Genomic DNA, 15,643 nt, shown 5'->3' with positions numbered 1-15,643 from the left:
TAAATTTCACCTGTAAAACATAGGTAAATGGATATTTTTGTTGAGATAATGTAATGAGAATCTTTGTACTTAAACTAACTGACAGAGTTGAAGGAGTTATGTTAACTGGTTTTGTATATGGTATTCATTAGAGACATCGGGAGCTTGTTCGTCTAGCATAAAGTGTTTGCACTTGGTAATAATAAGCAAAAATAAAGTTTCGTTTTGATTTGGAATAATCGAAAGCTTTTTCATACTGAGGAGACAAAATGAACCAACAAAAAATAAGTGCCCTTCAACTTTTCTATGTCATTATTGGATTTGAAGTAGGAAATAAGTTTATTTTCGGAGGAGGCGCACCTGCAAAACAGGACGCCTGGATAACAATCTTATTAGGTATGTTATTCGGATTAATATTAATGTTAATCTATGTGAAATTATCTGACTATTATCCAGGTGACACATTAATTCAAATGATCCCAAAAATCATTGGGAAGTATCTTGCATATCCAATCATTTTATATTATCTCTGTTATTTTACTTTTCTTGCCGCAACTGCCTGCCGAGACTTCAGTGATTTAATATATACAACCATTTTAACGGAGACCCCTATGCCGATTATATCCGTAAGTTTTATGGTGTTAATGATTTATTGTCTCAGGGGTGGTGTTGAGACATTTGCCCGTATGGGAGAAGCAGTCTTTCCCATTTATATTTTCTCACTTATCGTGATTTGGATCCTTTTATTAACTGTTGAAGACTTTAACATGACGAACCTTGCCCCTATATTAGGTAATGGTGTAGAACCGGTATTAAAGGAAGTTTTTCCGTATGCTATTACGTTTCCATTTGGCGAAACAGTCTTAATTACAATGTTTTTTCCAATGCTAAATAAAAAACAGCATGCTAAAAAGGTAGGCATGGCTGTCATTTTGATTGGTGGTATTTTGTTAATCATTAATTCAATGATTAACATTGCAGTTTTAGGACCAGAAATTTATAGTAAGCAATCTTATCCTCTTATGTCTTCAACACGAATGGTTTCTATAGCCGATTTTCTTGAACGATTCGATGTATTAGTTATTTTAATGATGGTGGCAGGTGTGTTTTTTAAGGTTGGAGGGTGGATGTATGGCGTTTCTGTTGGTATTACACAATTATTTAATCTAAAGGATAATCGTTCCACACTGCTTGCAATCGGGACTATAATTATTCCTTTATCATTTTTATATTCAGCTAATTATGTGGAAGCCCGGGAATTTGGTATTGAATTTATGCACCCTTATTTACATATACCGTTACAAATTATCATACCAATACTATTGTTATGTATCGCATATATCCGTAGAAAGTTCAATCCTGAAAACTCTTCTATGTAAAGCTAACTTTATGCTAAATATAATGTGATTAACCTAGTCGATTTGATTGTTAAAACTGATGCGTTTTCAGTTTATAATTGTAATTTTTTTCCTTAAAACTGAACCCGTTAAAAGGTTGACAACGGTGGTTTTTAGTTTGAATTGAATGAATTATTTACAGAAGTAAGAAAGTTTTTCACACCCTTCAGTCTTTTTTAATAGGATATAAAAAAGCCTAGAAGGGAGGAGAAGTAGATGTTGCATTGGCTTTTTCAATCAATTCTGATTGTTACTTTAGTCAGTATGCTGGTTGTGTGTTTATTATGCCGTCTTCTTCTTTCACCAAAACGGGTGTCATATGAAAAAACCTATAAGTTAGGGATTCAAAAGGGAGAAATTGATGATAGCATTTTTCATTCGATAATAAAAGAAGAGTTATTTATTCAGTCATATCATGGATATAAGCTTCATGGAATGTTTTTTCCTGTAGAAAAGGGAAAAAAGGTTATCATAATTGCACATGGTATTACATGGTCGTTGTTCGGTAGCTTTAAATATGTAGAAATGTTTCAAAAAAGAGGCTTCCATGTTTTGTTATGTGATCATAGATATCATGGATTAAGCGGTGGGAAATATACATCATATGGTTTTTATGAAAAGGATGACCTAAAAGCATGGATTGATTATTTAACCGATAAAATGGGGGCAGGGGTTTTTATTGGATTATCGGGAGAATCGCTAGGAGCTGCTTCAGCCTTAGAGGCTAGTAAGCGAGATCGTCGTGTGAAATTTTGCATTGCGGATTGTTCGTTTAGTGACTTTCAATCTCTATTAAGATTAAGACTTAAAATGGATACAAAGCTAAGATTATATCCACTAATTGATTTGGTAAGCTTTTTTGTAAAGCTTCGTCATGGCTGGAGTTTTCCAGATATCTCACCAATAAAGGATCTAGAAAAAACAAAAACTCCGATTCTTTTCATTCACGGTAAAGAAGATTCGTTTATTCCGCTGCAAATGACTTTAGATATGTTTAAACGTAAGAAAGATAATAAAAAGCTATATTTGGTCCCTCGAGCTGGGCACGCTGAGGCTTATAATACAGATCCTAAAGGCTATGAAAAAAAGGTTATTGAATTTATTAAGGACATTGAACAAGCTTGGCTAAAGGAAAATGCCAACTTATTATAAGTTGGCTTTCATATCCCATGAAGTGCCATCAACTCCAATTTTTTTGAAATTAAATCGTTCGTATAGGCGTAAAGCAGGATTCGCTGGGTCAACGCTAAGGGAAACAGCTTTGTACCCATTTATCTTGGCAAGAGTGCATATCTCTTGAATGAGCCTTGTGCCAATACCCTTTCCGCGATATTTGGGTAAAATAGCCATACTAAGAATAGGAATATTTTCATTAACATAACCATACGTTTTGTTTTGCTCACTAAAAAGTCTGATCCAAATAGCTCCTACTTTATTGTCGTCAGAATCTGTGGCAATGAGAGCATGATCACCATGCCTTCCCCAGTTTTCAACACTGTGTGCAAGCTCCGGCTTATCTAAAATACTTCTTGGAGGCCTTACTTCACCTTCACCAACATAAATCGCTTCGTATAACATGTCCCATAAGAAGGTGATATCCTTTTTGGTTGCTTGTCTTAATTTAATATACATAACATCAGCTCGTTTCCTTTTTAATTACTAATTCTTTATAAGATTTGGAATTCCTTTTTGGAGGTTTAGAAAAGGAGTGGTTTAATTTATATAATCAGCTTGTTCAATCCGGTACCGAATTGAGGGTTATAACCAAGAGAAGATTCAAAAAAGATGAAAGTTGGTTCAATAATTATAATAAGTGATTCAATCCTCTTGAAAACGGATTTAATACAACGTTAAGATGGTTCAATCGGTAACAAAATAAGAGGTGTAAAGATAGGTTGGATCAATTATGTAAGGAAAACCCATCAATTATACAACCCTACAAATTTAGATGTGAAAAAATTTAAATGTTTATCCCAAACAAGCCCGGGTATAGTTCAATATAAAAATAAATTGGAGGTTATGTACAGCATGTCAAAAAAAATCGCCGTATTATTAACAGATTCATTTGAAGATGTAGAGTATACTGATCCAGCCAAAGCATTTAAAGAAGGAGGACATAACTTAACCGTGATTGAGGAGGTAAAAGGTAAAACGGTAGAAGGCAAACAGGGGAAAGCAAGAGTTGAAATTGATGCTGGAATTGATGATGTCAGCCCAGATCAATTTGATGCATTATTCATTCCTGGTGGATTTTCTCCAGACATATTAAGAGCAGACGAGCGTTATGTAGCTTTTACGAAGGAGTTCATGGATGACAAAAAACCAGTGTTTGCAATCTGTCATGGTCCACAGCTTTTGATTTCATCTGAAACATTAACGGGCCGAGATGTAACAGGCTACAAATCCATTCAGATTGATTTGAAAAATGCAGGAGCAAACTTTCATGACAAAGAGGTAGTCGTTTGTGGAAACCAGCTTGTAACAAGTCGAACTCCTGAGGATCTTCCTGCATTTACAAGAGAAGCTTTGAAATTGATTAATTAACATTTAAACAAACGTTTAATTAACGCCTGAAAGCCATCTAATTAAGCTATTTGTTGGAAATAAAACCCCCTATTGAGCAATAATTAAGCTCAATAGGGGGTTTTCATTCATTACTTATTTTCGGAATCGTCATTAGGTATTGGATCCACACGATATGCATCATCCGAGCTGACAGAACTTTTTAAGGTGTAAAGAACAAGACCAATTGAAATTACGAGGAATCCGCCTAAACTGATTGTTGCTAACCACCAATTTAACATAATAACCTCCCCCTTATTCCATTAATATGTAGATAAGGGAGAGGTCAGAATAATAATACTAACCTTTGCGAAGATTTCCTAGTTCTTCAACGATCGCTTGCATTTCATTCGGGCTGAATGAATTTTTTTTCATAACAAGGTCGTAAATATCTTTAAGCTCTTCATACATATTTTCGTCAAAGTGTGAAGGCTTAATCGCACCAAAGTTAAGAACTCGAAGCTTTTCTTTAATTTGCTCGATCATATACTCGACGTTTTCAACAGATTTTTCTGTTAGGTTCAACTTACTTCATTCCTTTCTCGGTATCCACTAGAATTACTGTTATTGTAACATGATTTGCTGACAAGCATTCAAAAAGTTGTTAATATCCTAAACAACAGTTACGAGGTAGATCCTTCTTTTTCTTGTTTCTTTTCTTCCTTGACTACTGCTAGGAATCTTTTCGTTTCTGCTACAACTACTCCTGATAAGCCAAGGAGTCCAATTAAGTTAGGGAAGGCCATTAGTCCGTTCATAACGTCTGCAATACCCCAAACTATGTCAATGGTTGTTATGGATCCTAAGAATACTGCCAGAACAAATGCATAACGATAATATTTAATAACGGATTCGCTAAAGAGATAGGAGAAGCATTTTTCCCCGTAATAGGACCAGCCTAGTATGGTGGAATAAGCGAAAAATAGCATTCCGATTGCTACAATGATTGAACCTGCTGGGCCGAGGAATTGTTCAAATGTAACTGAGGTAAGGGCATTTCCTTCTGCTCCACTTGTATAAAGATCTCCCATAACAATCGTAATACCTGTTATTGAGCATATTAAAATTGTATCGATAAATACTTGAGTCATTGAAACGAGAGCTTGCCTGCCAGGGTAGTCTGTTTTTGCAGCAGCTGCAGCAATTGGTGCTGAACCTAAACCAGCTTCATTCGAGAATACACCACGTGCAACACCCCAGCGGATGACGGAGCCTAGTGCACCACCGGCGACTGCTTCACCTGTAAAAGCATCTGTAAAAATAAGACCAATTGCATCCGGGACAAGGTTAGCATTCATAATTAAAACAATTAATCCGGCAATTAAATAAAATAAAGCCATAATTGGTACGAAGTAGGCAGTTACTCTTCCGATCGATTTTATTCCGCCTAAAATAACTAAAGCAGTAAAGATCGTAATAATGATACCTGTGACAAAAGTAGGTACAGAAAAGGTAGCCTTCATTACACCAGAAACAGAGTTAGATTGAACCATGTTTCCGATCCCAAACGCAGCGACCGCACCAAAAATAGCAAATAGCACACCGAGCCATTTTTGTTTCAATCCATGTTCTAAATAGTACATAGGACCACCGGACATTTCTCCGTTTTTATCCTTCACCCGATATTTTACAGCTAAGATAGCTTCGGAATATTTCGTTGCCATTCCAACTAGTGCAGTAACCCACATCCAGAAGACTGCTCCTGGTCCACCCATTAAGACAGCTGTTGCAACCCCAACAATGTTACCAGTTCCAACTGTTGCGGCCAAGGCAGTCATGAGTGCTTGGAAGTGAGAGATATCCCCTTCTGACTTTTTGTCCTGCTTTTTTGAAAAGGCAAGCTTTAATGAATAAGGCAGCATCCTAAATTGGAGAAAACCTAGACGGATTGTTAAATATAAACCTGTACCAACCAATAAAATTAGAAGCGGTGGACCCCAAACAAAGCTACTCACATCACCGATGAACGCTTCAAATTGTTCCATAACATCCCCCTAATTGATTGTAATGTGACCTCTTGTCAAGACTGTCCTTTTAGGCCACTTAATGAAGGATATTCTTAGAGTGTAACGTAAATGTCTACAATTTAAAGAATGAATTAGGGAAATCTTAAGAGAAAAATATTATGATTATAAGGAGCTGTCGTTTTTTCTTAATAAAAAATGGGTAGATAAAGATAGGAGGAAATATAATGATAAAGATATTATTTGTTTGCTTAGGAAACATCTGCCGATCACCAATGGCTGAAGCTGTTATGAGACATTTAATCCAAAAGGAAGGATTAGAGAAGGAAATCGTTGTCGACTCTGCTGGAACAGGTGATTGGCATATTGGAAAGCCACCACATGAGGGAACTTGTCATATTTTAAACAAGTACCATATATCTTATGAAGGACAAAAGGCAAGACAAGTAATAGCAGAGGACTTAACTAGCTTCAACTACATTATTGGCATGGATATTGAGAACGTTGGGAATATTAGACGACTAGCAGGGTATGTACAAACAGGTGAAATTGTGCGACTTCTCGATTATCTTGAAGATTATCCTATTGCAGATGTACCCGACCCTTACTACACTGGTAATTTTGAAGAAGTATATGAAATGGTTAGTAAGGCTTGTGAAAATTTGTTAGATGAAATTAAAGCAAAATATCATCTATAAAGGGGAGACAACTTTATGGCAAATGATAATAAGTTGTTAACAGGAATGCTAGTAGGAGCCCTTGTCGGAGCAGCAGTATCACTTTTGGACAAACGTACTCGACAAGATGTTGTTCAGTCCGGAAAAAAGGTCTCTTCTAAAATTAAGGATTATATTGAACAACCTGCAACTTTTGCAAATGATGTAAAGCAAAAAATTGAGGATGTAAAAGATACTGTAAAGGAAGTATCAGAGGATGTAACATTCATTAATGAGAAGGTAAACGAGCTAAAAGAAACAACACCACAAGTAGTAAATATGATTCAAGAAACTAGGGACAGATTCATTCCAAAACGACAACAATCGTGAGGTGAATACATGATAAGTGAAGGCTCGTTTCTAAAGGAATTAATCAAACGATTTACTAGTGATGAAGTGCCTGGGTTATCTGCACAGCTTTCTTATTTTTTCCTTTTGTCGTTGTTTCCATTTCTTATATTTTTGATTACTTTAATTGGGTATTTACCAATTTCACAAGAGGATGTACTTGTTAATATTAGGCAGTTTGCACCAGGAGAATCTTTAGAAATAATTGACAGTACCTTAAACCAAATTATAAATAAAAAAAATGGTGGACTACTCTCATTTGGTATTATTGCTACGCTTTGGTCAGCCTCTAATGGAATTAATGCCATAGTAAGAGCCTTTAATAAAGCATATGATGTGGATGAAACTAGATCATTTATTGTTGCGCGTGGTATGGCAATTTTACTGACAGTTGCAATGGTGTTTGTCATTGTTGTTGCGTTATTATTACCTGTGTTTGGTAGGGAAATTGGGTTATTTATCTTTTCGAACTTTGGTTTTTCTGAGGAGTTTTTAACAATATGGAATACTTTACGATGGCTCGTTAGTGGCATCATTTTATTTATTGTCTTTACTGCACTTTACTATGTAGCACCTAATAAGCACCTACATATTAAAGATGGATTACCGGGATCCTTTGCAGCAACGATAGGTTGGATCGTTGTATCCTTGGCTTTTTCTTATTATGTAGGAAACTTTGCAAACTACAGTGCCACATATGGGAGTATAGGTGGTGTTATTGTGTTAATGATCTGGCTATATTTGTCTGGAATGATCATTATCTTAGGTGGAGAGCTAAATGCACTGCTATATAAAAGGAAGCATGCAGCTTAAAAGGTTTCCATTTATTAATTCACATACACTCACAACTCCTGTGGAATAGTAATTATTGAAGACAAATAGTCTTTACTTCCATGAAAGCGGGGGATTAAGAATGACAAAACAAACGAAAAAGGGCGGAAGCCACAATAAACAAAATTCAAAACACAAGCCAAAAAATAAGACAAGTGGTAGCGCAAACGGACAAAATGGCTATCATTAAATAGAAAAAACGGCTGACAATGGAATACTTCCTAGTCAGCCGTTTTTTTCTATTCAGCAAGCTCGATATAACTGTTATATACTGCGCTATAAATATGTTCGATATCCGCATCTGTCATATAAATAAGTGAGTCCTTGTCAATGTCCTTCATTCTCTCAATAAATTGAATCATATTCTTTCTCTCTTGTCTGTTCATCATTTCAACCATCTCCCTTATTGTTATGGTACAGTTTATCATTATTAATTGTATTATATAACAGTTGAAACAAAATGTTCAAACATATTTTGTAAATATTGAAAAAACTTTCGGAATAAAAAGAAGCTGACGGATTGTCAACTTCGATCTTAATTTGAGAGTGAAACTTTTTCATTCTTCATTTGACCTTGTGAGACTTGGCTAGGTTTAAAGGCCGTAATGGCGATGAAAATCATTAATAACATACTACTAATAATGAGGAAATAGCTAATATTCTCTGTATACTCGATAAAAACTCCACCAACATAGGGACCTGCTAAGCTACCGACACTAAATGCGACTCCACATAATAAGTTCCCTGTAGGTAAAAGATTTTTTGGCATTAGGTCGGTCATATAGCTAATTCCTAGGGAAAAGGTTGAGCCAACGACCATTCCTGCAATAAAAAGACAAATTGTTAATGCGATAACAGACTCTTCAAGAAAACTTGCGGACGTAAAGCTAACGAAGCCAAGGAAAAGTATCGCCATTAAAATCGTTCTTATTCCAAATTTATCACTGAGTAAACCAAGTGGTAGTTGAAAAACAATTGCTCCTATGGCAAATGAAAATAATAAGATAGAAATACTAGAAACTTCTAGTCCGATTCTTAATCCATAGATAGGGAAGCTTCCATTCAGTGATGATTCCAAAAAACCGTAACCAAGAGGAGGTAAAAATGCCACCCAACCATATTTAAGAGCATTTCGAAATCGTTTCATCGTTTCATTTATTGAATTTACTTCAATTGTTTGTTCAGGAAAATCATTTTTTAACAGGAATATTAAAAGCCATCCGATAAAGCAAAGTACAGAAGATACAATAAATGGTAATGTCTCATGTAAGTGTAATAAAGGAGTCATTAATGGTCCCATTGAAAAACCAATTCCAAAGAATAAGCCATAAAGAGATATGTTTCTTCCACGTCTATTTTCTGGTGAAAAAGATGTAATCCATGTTTGTGTCCCGAAATGTAAGGCATGATCACCAATTCCAATCAATAGACGGAGAATGAACCAAAACCAAAATGAATTCCAAATTGGAAATAACCCAAGTGACACGGCAACTAATAGTCCGCCAAGGAGAATAATTGGTTTAAAGCCAAATTTTCGAAGAGGATATTCCATAAAAGGTGATACTAAAAGTATACCAATATATAATGCAGTTGCGTTCAAGCCGTTTAACGCAGATGAAACGCCATTGTTTTCAAAAATAACTGCAATTAAAGGAAGTAGCATTCCTTGGCTAAATCCTGATATACCTACAATCGATATCAGTATCCAAAATCTCATGCGCTGTTTATTCATTGTAGTTACCCCTGTTTCTAAAAATATAGGTTACCATCTGAATAGTATAATGAAATAAGAAAGATTACAAGAAACAAAAGAATCAACAAACTTTCCTATAAAAAATTTTTCATATACAATTATGTTAAAAAAGCAGGAGTGAATAGTGTGGAATTTAAAATGAAGGAAGTCGGCTTTCATACAACAACAGAATATGGCGAATTGCATGTAGCTGGAGATGAGGCTTATGGTTACCGTCCTTATCAGCTTATGGTAGCCTCAATCGCCGTATGTAGTGGTGGTGTTTTGAGAAAGATATTAACGAAAAAAAGAATTGAAATAGATGATATGACGATCGCAACAAAGGTTGAACGTATTGAAGCGGAAGCAAATCGAATTGAAAAAATACATATCCATTACCGTATTAAGGGAAACAATTTAAACCCTAATAAGATCCAACAGTCAATTGAACTAGCAAGTAAAAATTGTCCAATGGCTCAATCAGTTAAGGAAAGTATTAAGATTGAAGAAACGTTTGAACTAATTTAAGGCTACTCCGTTATAGGGACTGAACCATTCCTCTTTAGATGGTCAGTCCCTTTCATTTCTTCCTCGATTAATTCTTTGGATAAATTTCTTATTTATTCCATAAAATATCATGACAAACTGTTTACACATAAAATTTTATATTGGTTAATAAATACTTAAAAGGATATTACTTCCTGTATAGACGAAAACAATTATAATACAACTTAAAGTGAAAATGTTACATCAATCGTATTTATAGGTTTTTAAATTATGTAGAAAAGGTATTGTCTCAATTGTAGAAAAGTATCATTTTAAATGTGAGGATAGGTGAATCTATTGGTAAATCGAATTTTTACGCTTGTTGTTTTAATTGGTATTCCACTTTCAGTTTTAGGGAGCATATTTCACTGGCCATCAGTAGTTATGTTTGGTGTTTATTGCCTAACAATTATTGCCCTCGCTGGTTTTATGGGTAGAGCAACAGAAAGCTTGGCAATCGTAACAGGTCCGAGGGTCGGCGGATTGTTAAATGCAACGTTTGGAAATGCTGTTGAGTTAATTATTTCAATTTTTGCTTTAAAAGCTGGGTTAGTGGGGGTTGTGTTAGCTTCCTTGACTGGTTCTGTATTAGGGAACCTTCTTCTAGTAGCTGGCTTAAGTTTTTTTGTTGGTGGATTGAAATTTAAGCGCCAGGAGTTTAATGTTTATGATGCTCGTCATAATTCAGGACTTTTAATGTTCGCGGTAATTGTTGCATTTGTTATTCCTGAAGTATTTGCGATGGATATGAACGAAACAAAAACGTTATCACTGAGTATAGGGATTTCTGTCATTCTAATTATTCTTTATTTAGCTGCATTGTTCTTCAAGCTTGTTACACATCGTGGAGTGTATCAGCATAAGACAGATCTTGTTGAAGAGCATGAGGAACCAGAATGGTCAAAGATGAAGGCCCTTGTTATTTTATTGCTTTCAACAGTTGCAGTAGCATACGTATCTGAAAATCTTGTCCATACGTTTGAATCGGTTGGTGAGAAGTTTGGATGGTCAGAGTTATTTATTGGTGTTATCATTGTAGCGATAGTTGGAAATGCAGCAGAACATGCATCTGCAATTATTATGGCCTATAAAAATAAGATGAACATTGCAGTAGAAATTGCTGTTGGATCAACATTGCAAGTAGCAATGTTTGTTGCTCCAGTATTAGTGTTAATTTCACTTTTTTTTCCTCAAAATATGCCGCTAGTCTTCACGTTACCAGAATTGATATCTATGGTTACAGCTGTACTATTAACGATTTCGATAACAAATGATGGAGATACAAACTGGTTTGAAGGTGCAACACTATTAGCAGCTTATATCATTATGGGGATTGGATTTTATCTACTATAGAAATGTTAATGCTACTAAATGATTGTGTGAATAGAATAACCATATTGAGAAAGAAGTGTGAATCAATAAGATTTTCACTTCTTTTTTATTTGTGCAGCCACTTTAGGAATTTAAGACGATAAACAAGATTACTGCTTGGCATTTGTTTACATAATGCTGATAGATTTGGATAATTAAGCAATATTTACTGTGGATTAGTAAAAGGATATGATAGTATTAGAAGGGTTAGAAGATAAAAAGAGACTCTGTGCAAATGCACAGAGTCTTACAATGTGTAGGACGAAACAGATAACTAGAGATATTGGTAACGCTTGCAAAAAGCATTGCCAAATTACTAGGTGATAATCTTTCGTATGATATTATCATACATCATTTTATAAGGTTTGTAAATATTCTGTTTATTTATTTGGATAACATGTCTTAAAGTAAAATGCTACGCATAATGTATAGCATTTGCATGAAAGGAAACTGATGATGAAAATAAGAATTTTATTTTATTTATTTGGCCTTTTTTTAATGGGGTTTGGAGTAACGTTAACAATTAAAGCTGATCTTGGCGCAGGAGCATGGGATGCATTGAACGTTGGACTTTCTACTAAAATAGGACTAACAGTAGGTAGTTGGGTCGTTATTATAGGAATTGTCTTAATGTTTTTAAATGCATTTATTGTGCGGGGGAAGCCTAAGCTACTTGCGTTAGCAACAATTTTACTAATTGGATTTTCAGTTGATTTTTGGTTGTTGGTTGTATTGGAGAATTTTCAATTTGAGTTGCTTATATATAAAGTTTTTTCACTCATAGGCGGAATTGTCTTTATTGCAATTGGTGTAGCGATGTACCTTCAAACTAAATTCCCTGCAAATCCTATTGATCAATTAATGATTTCATTACATGAAAGGTTTCAGTTAAACTTCATGGTGTCTAAAACAATAGGTGAGGTATGTGCGTTAATTCTAGCATTTTTCCTACAAGGCCCAATTGGAATAGGGACGATTATTATTACATTCCTCATCGGACCTATTATTCAATATATTAACATTCCAGTATCAAAAAGATATGAAATGTTACTCAAAAGATAAAAAAATTGGATAAACAAATTCACACTTGAAAACACTAATGGTAAGCATTTTGAAAGGAGTAGAAAGTATGAAAAAATGGTTGCTCGTTTCTCTAGTATTGCTTTTATCATTTAGTTTTTCAAGTGCTGTTCTAGCAGAGGGAAAACAACAAAAGCCAAAGATTCCAAGTTCGGTTATGGAGATATCAAAGGAAAATACGTATCCGAATCCAACACAGGATTTGCCATATCTTCAACCAAGTGAGCTAACTAAAAGCTTAATTGATACGTCAGATGTTCCAATTGAAAACCCCGATTTAATCAGGATCCTAAATGAGACGACGATTTCCGATGCTCCTCTTGCATTTGGATATCGCGCAACGATATTTTTAGGACAATGGGCGCTAAATTACGAATCCACTGAAACTGCAACAAATTGGGAATATCAAAAAATTAATACAAACTATCAAGATAATCGTGGTGGGAAATCACCTGTTCAGGTACATTATAAGCAGGAAGCACAGAAGTCTATTAAAGGTGGACTAACTGCAAAAGTACCTGAGTCGGAGCATGTGAAAAAAATGATGCTCTTAAAGGCGATGCAGAAAACAAATCTGCCACTTTCATTTGAGACGATTATTGGTGCTGGAACGAAAAAGGACCAAGTATATAATATTCCATCAAAAAAACTTGGCTATTTATATGCATATGCGCCTGCAGTTAATGAAAAAGGAAAAGTAACATATGGAGAAGTTTACTTAGTGCTAAAAGGAAACAAAAAAAGCATTGTTGTAAAAAATATTACCTCACAAGGAATTGGTGCTTGGATTCCATTGCAAGACCATGCATCTTTTGGTTTTGTGACATCAGACCGACCTAGATAAAAACAAGAAGGAGATCAATGCGCAGTGCGTGTTGGTCTTTTTAATAGGCTTTTTATGCAAAAATTGTATCTTTTAATGTCTATATTTTGGTTAAGGAGTGCAAGAGAGTGTATAGAGTTATTTTCTTTGTGATTATTATGGCAATACTTTTTCCAAATATAATAGTAGCTGGAGGTATATCCGAACTAAAGGATCTTAAAATTGCGTTTATACGTGATGGTGATTTGTGGACATTGGTTAATGGGGAAGAAAAACAAATTACGAATACAGGGAGAGTTTATCCAACTCTTCAATGGTCACATGATGGAACATGGCTAGCATATCAAATTGAAAACTCTTCTGAAGCACAAGATAATGGACAACAGGTTGAAGTATGGGCTTATCATATTGAAACTGGGGTAAAGAAGAAAATTTTTTATGATGGATATTCTCCTTCATGGTCACCAAGGAAAAATGTCATTGCTTTTAATGCAAAGGGTATATTAAATATTTCAAATTTTAAACGATTTTATAATATGGCAACTGGTGTTGACAGTTACACCTGGTTACCTGATGGAAGTGGATTTTTACTTTCGTCTGCGGGAGTACTCCGACCAGATGGGTGGACAAGTGCGATTCTTTATACTAAAAAGGTAAATGATTCTTACGATGATATTATTTTATTTGGTGGAGTAGATCATTTTTTTACTCTTCCAAAAGAGATTGGCATTAATAAAAAGAAAATCACTGCTATATATGCCGATAAATTTGAATTCTCACCTAGTAACAAGTGGATTTCCTTCATTGTTTCACCAACAGCTTCCTGGTCGATGGATAGCAATATGCTTTGTGTCATTTCAAGAGAAGGGGAAAAATTTGAAGTATTAGATGAAGTAATCTTTGGAGTTGGTGAACCAAAATGGGCACCAACAAAAGATATCATCGCCTATATTGCTGGAGGCGGTAGAATTGTATTTGGTTTTAAAGATAAAGATTTGAAGATTAAGGAAATGCCAGTATCAGGCTCTCTTACCCCGCAAAATTACACAGAGCTAGATTTCACATGGATTAATGACCATTCAATTGTTACTTCCAGAGTAAAAGAAAAGGAGTGGTCAAATGACTTTAATGAGCATCCATTACCTTCTCTGTATTCAGTAAATATTGGTAATAACAAGCAGGAGAGAATATCCAAGCCACCAGTGGGCTTTGGCGATTATAATCCAATGAGTATTCAATCTGCTAAAAAGCTCATTTGGTTTAGAGGGAAGTCAATAACCGATGAGAATCGCGATATATGGATTTCAGATACGAATGGTGCCAATGCTAAAAAGTGGTTGGAAAATATTGATGTGATTACACTTTACGATGAATAGAGTAGGTAAATAAAACAATAGAACTGAATCATTTTCGGATTCAGTTCTTATTTATTTCACTAATCATCTTGAGCTAGAGTCTTCATGTTGATTCAGTAAGATTTGCTCCTCCGCAAGACCAATTTTTTCATCATAGAGTGTTTGGGCAATTATCTTTCTTGCTTCTTTAGCAGTACTCCAATAGGCTTGATCATCAACAAGTCCAGTAATCGTATATTCATATCCACGATATCCTGAATTTAATGAAGTCATTCCGTATAGTTGAAAGGGCTCAATGACACAATCCTCTTGATCTCGCTTTAAGCAGTGGTCATATTCTTGATTAATTTTTACACATGCCTTCTCAAGGACAGACCATACTTTTTCAGGATTTTCTCGAAACCTTACAACCACTCGTTCAATTACCCTCATTCTGTCGATATTATAATTTTGGATTTGTTTAATTTCCCCGTTACTAATGGTAAGAAGCTTTCCACTCCATTCACGTACCTTTAAAGAGCGAAGGCCAATTTCTTCAACTGTCCCATTAAACGTATTATTAATTGTGATAAAGTCACCTTGGTGAATCTGTTTTTCATAGATCAAAAACAATCCGGCTAGAATATCCTTTATAAGGCTTTGTGCACCAAAACCAATGATAATTCCAGCAACCCCAGCACCAGCGATAATTGAGCCAAAGTTATCAACAAATTGAGAAACTACATACAAAATAAAACTAATTGAGGCTGTATACTTAGTTAAAGACCGGATCATACTCTCAATTGTTTTTTCTTTTCGTTCTTCAATAAAGTTTGTCTTTTGAAAAAATTTACCGATAATAATATTTATGAGAAAAACACTAATCCATAAAATAACGGCAACAAGTAAAATATGAAAGACTTTCAAATCCATGAGTTCCTTTAATTGCTCCATTTGGTC

At 35.0% G+C, this 15,643-nt stretch carries 18 protein-coding genes; 11 read left to right on the top strand and 7 right to left on the bottom strand.

The window, feature by feature from the left end; translation table 11 throughout:
* Positions 1 to 248: 248 nt before the first annotated feature.
* Together WCV66_RS00945 and WCV66_RS00940 are read left to right on the top strand one after the other, a co-directional pair.
* Positions 249 to 1,358, top strand: coding sequence for an endospore germination permease (locus WCV66_RS00945; protein WP_338787650.1), 1,110 nt, complete (start codon positions 249 to 251; stop codon positions 1,356 to 1,358).
* Positions 1,359 to 1,592: 234 nt separating this feature from the next.
* Positions 1,593 to 2,528, top strand: coding sequence for an alpha/beta hydrolase (locus WCV66_RS00940; protein ID WP_338787649.1), 936 nt, complete (start codon positions 1,593 to 1,595; stop codon positions 2,526 to 2,528).
* Here the strand turns inward: WCV66_RS00940 and WCV66_RS00935 are convergent.
* A complete protein-coding gene (locus WCV66_RS00935; RefSeq protein WP_338787648.1) occupies positions 2,523 to 3,008 on the bottom strand; it encodes a GNAT family N-acetyltransferase in 486 nt (161 codons plus the stop codon). The genes WCV66_RS00940 and WCV66_RS00935 overlap by 6 nt on opposite strands.
* Before the next feature lie 396 nt (positions 3,009 to 3,404).
* On the opposite strand from WCV66_RS00935, the gene WCV66_RS00930 reads away from it, so the two are divergent.
* Positions 3,405 to 3,920: a type 1 glutamine amidotransferase domain-containing protein gene (locus tag WCV66_RS00930; RefSeq protein WP_338787647.1), complete on the top strand. Its 516-nt coding sequence runs from the start codon at positions 3,405 to 3,407 to the stop codon at positions 3,918 to 3,920.
* A gap of 110 nt (positions 3,921 to 4,030) precedes the next feature.
* Here the strand turns inward: WCV66_RS00930 and WCV66_RS00925 are convergent, their stop codons facing one another.
* From WCV66_RS00925 to WCV66_RS00915, 3 genes are all read right to left on the bottom strand, one after another.
* A complete protein-coding gene (locus WCV66_RS00925) occupies positions 4,031 to 4,180 on the bottom strand; it encodes a hypothetical protein (protein ID WP_157094307.1) in 150 nt (49 codons plus the stop codon).
* A gap of 58 nt (positions 4,181 to 4,238) precedes the next feature.
* Positions 4,239 to 4,463: a DUF1128 domain-containing protein gene (locus WCV66_RS00920; RefSeq protein WP_066328204.1), complete on the bottom strand. Its 225-nt coding sequence runs from the start codon at positions 4,461 to 4,463 to the stop codon at positions 4,239 to 4,241.
* 98 nt (positions 4,464 to 4,561) lie between these two features.
* Entirely contained in the window at positions 4,562 to 5,923 is a 1,362-nt protein-coding gene (locus tag WCV66_RS00915; RefSeq protein ID WP_338787646.1) for a sodium:alanine symporter family protein, read from the bottom strand.
* Between the two features lie 206 nt (positions 5,924 to 6,129).
* Here WCV66_RS00915 and WCV66_RS00910 point away from each other — a divergent pair, with 206 nt between their 5' ends.
* Genes WCV66_RS00910 through WCV66_RS00900 form a run of 3 tightly spaced genes read left to right on the top strand, consistent with a single transcriptional unit; the run spans position 6,130 to position 7,779 of the window.
* Positions 6,130 to 6,600, top strand: coding sequence for a low molecular weight protein-tyrosine-phosphatase (locus WCV66_RS00910; RefSeq protein WP_338787645.1), 471 nt, complete (start codon positions 6,130 to 6,132; stop codon positions 6,598 to 6,600).
* Positions 6,601 to 6,615: 15 nt separating this feature from the next.
* Positions 6,616 to 6,948 (top strand): YtxH domain-containing protein, encoded by a 333-nt coding sequence (locus WCV66_RS00905; protein ID WP_066328209.1) that lies wholly within the window; start codon positions 6,616 to 6,618, stop codon positions 6,946 to 6,948.
* Positions 6,949 to 6,957: 9 nt separating this feature from the next.
* Positions 6,958 to 7,779 (top strand): YihY/virulence factor BrkB family protein, encoded by an 822-nt coding sequence (locus WCV66_RS00900; RefSeq protein ID WP_338787644.1) that lies wholly within the window; start codon positions 6,958 to 6,960, stop codon positions 7,777 to 7,779.
* A gap of 257 nt (positions 7,780 to 8,036) precedes the next feature.
* Here the strand turns inward: WCV66_RS00900 and WCV66_RS00895 are convergent, their stop codons facing one another.
* Positions 8,037 to 8,183, bottom strand: coding sequence for a BH0509 family protein (locus WCV66_RS00895; RefSeq protein ID WP_066328473.1), 147 nt, complete (start codon positions 8,181 to 8,183; stop codon positions 8,037 to 8,039).
* A gap of 149 nt (positions 8,184 to 8,332) precedes the next feature.
* On the bottom strand, positions 8,333 to 9,529 hold the full coding sequence (locus WCV66_RS00890) for an MFS transporter (RefSeq protein ID WP_338787643.1): 1,197 nt from the start codon (positions 9,527 to 9,529) through the stop codon (positions 8,333 to 8,335).
* 147 nt (positions 9,530 to 9,676) lie between these two features.
* Here WCV66_RS00890 and WCV66_RS00885 point away from each other — a divergent pair, with 147 nt between their 5' ends.
* The 5 genes from WCV66_RS00885 (at position 9,677) to WCV66_RS00865 (ending at position 14,725) form a co-directional block, all read left to right on the top strand.
* Positions 9,677 to 10,057 (top strand): OsmC family protein, encoded by a 381-nt coding sequence (locus tag WCV66_RS00885; RefSeq protein ID WP_338787642.1) that lies wholly within the window; start codon positions 9,677 to 9,679, stop codon positions 10,055 to 10,057.
* 315 nt (positions 10,058 to 10,372) lie between these two features.
* Positions 10,373 to 11,428: a calcium/proton exchanger gene (gene cax, locus WCV66_RS00880; RefSeq protein ID WP_066328227.1), complete on the top strand. Its 1,056-nt coding sequence runs from the start codon at positions 10,373 to 10,375 to the stop codon at positions 11,426 to 11,428.
* A gap of 474 nt (positions 11,429 to 11,902) precedes the next feature.
* Positions 11,903 to 12,508, top strand: coding sequence for a membrane protein (locus WCV66_RS00875; protein ID WP_338787641.1), 606 nt, complete (start codon positions 11,903 to 11,905; stop codon positions 12,506 to 12,508).
* A gap of 67 nt (positions 12,509 to 12,575) precedes the next feature.
* The gene (locus WCV66_RS00870; protein ID WP_185653936.1) at positions 12,576 to 13,370 is read left to right on the top strand and encodes a YfkD famly protein; all 795 of its coding nucleotides are present in this window, start codon (positions 12,576 to 12,578) and stop codon (positions 13,368 to 13,370) included.
* 107 nt (positions 13,371 to 13,477) lie between these two features.
* A complete protein-coding gene (locus WCV66_RS00865; RefSeq protein ID WP_338787639.1) occupies positions 13,478 to 14,725 on the top strand; it encodes a hypothetical protein in 1,248 nt (415 codons plus the stop codon).
* Between the two features lie 63 nt (positions 14,726 to 14,788).
* On the opposite strand, the gene WCV66_RS00860 is transcribed toward WCV66_RS00865, so the two are convergent.
* On the bottom strand, positions 14,789 to 15,637 hold the full coding sequence (locus WCV66_RS00860; protein ID WP_338787638.1) for a mechanosensitive ion channel family protein: 849 nt from the start codon (positions 15,635 to 15,637) through the stop codon (positions 14,789 to 14,791).
* Positions 15,638 to 15,643: the final 6 nt, after the last annotated feature.

This window comes from Metabacillus rhizosphaerae (assembly GCF_037201795.1).
Classification (GTDB): domain Bacteria; phylum Bacillota; class Bacilli; order Bacillales; family Bacillaceae; genus Metabacillus; species Metabacillus rhizosphaerae.
Note: the sequence above shows the minus strand (reverse complement) of the source record. Positions and strands in the feature narration are given on the sequence as shown.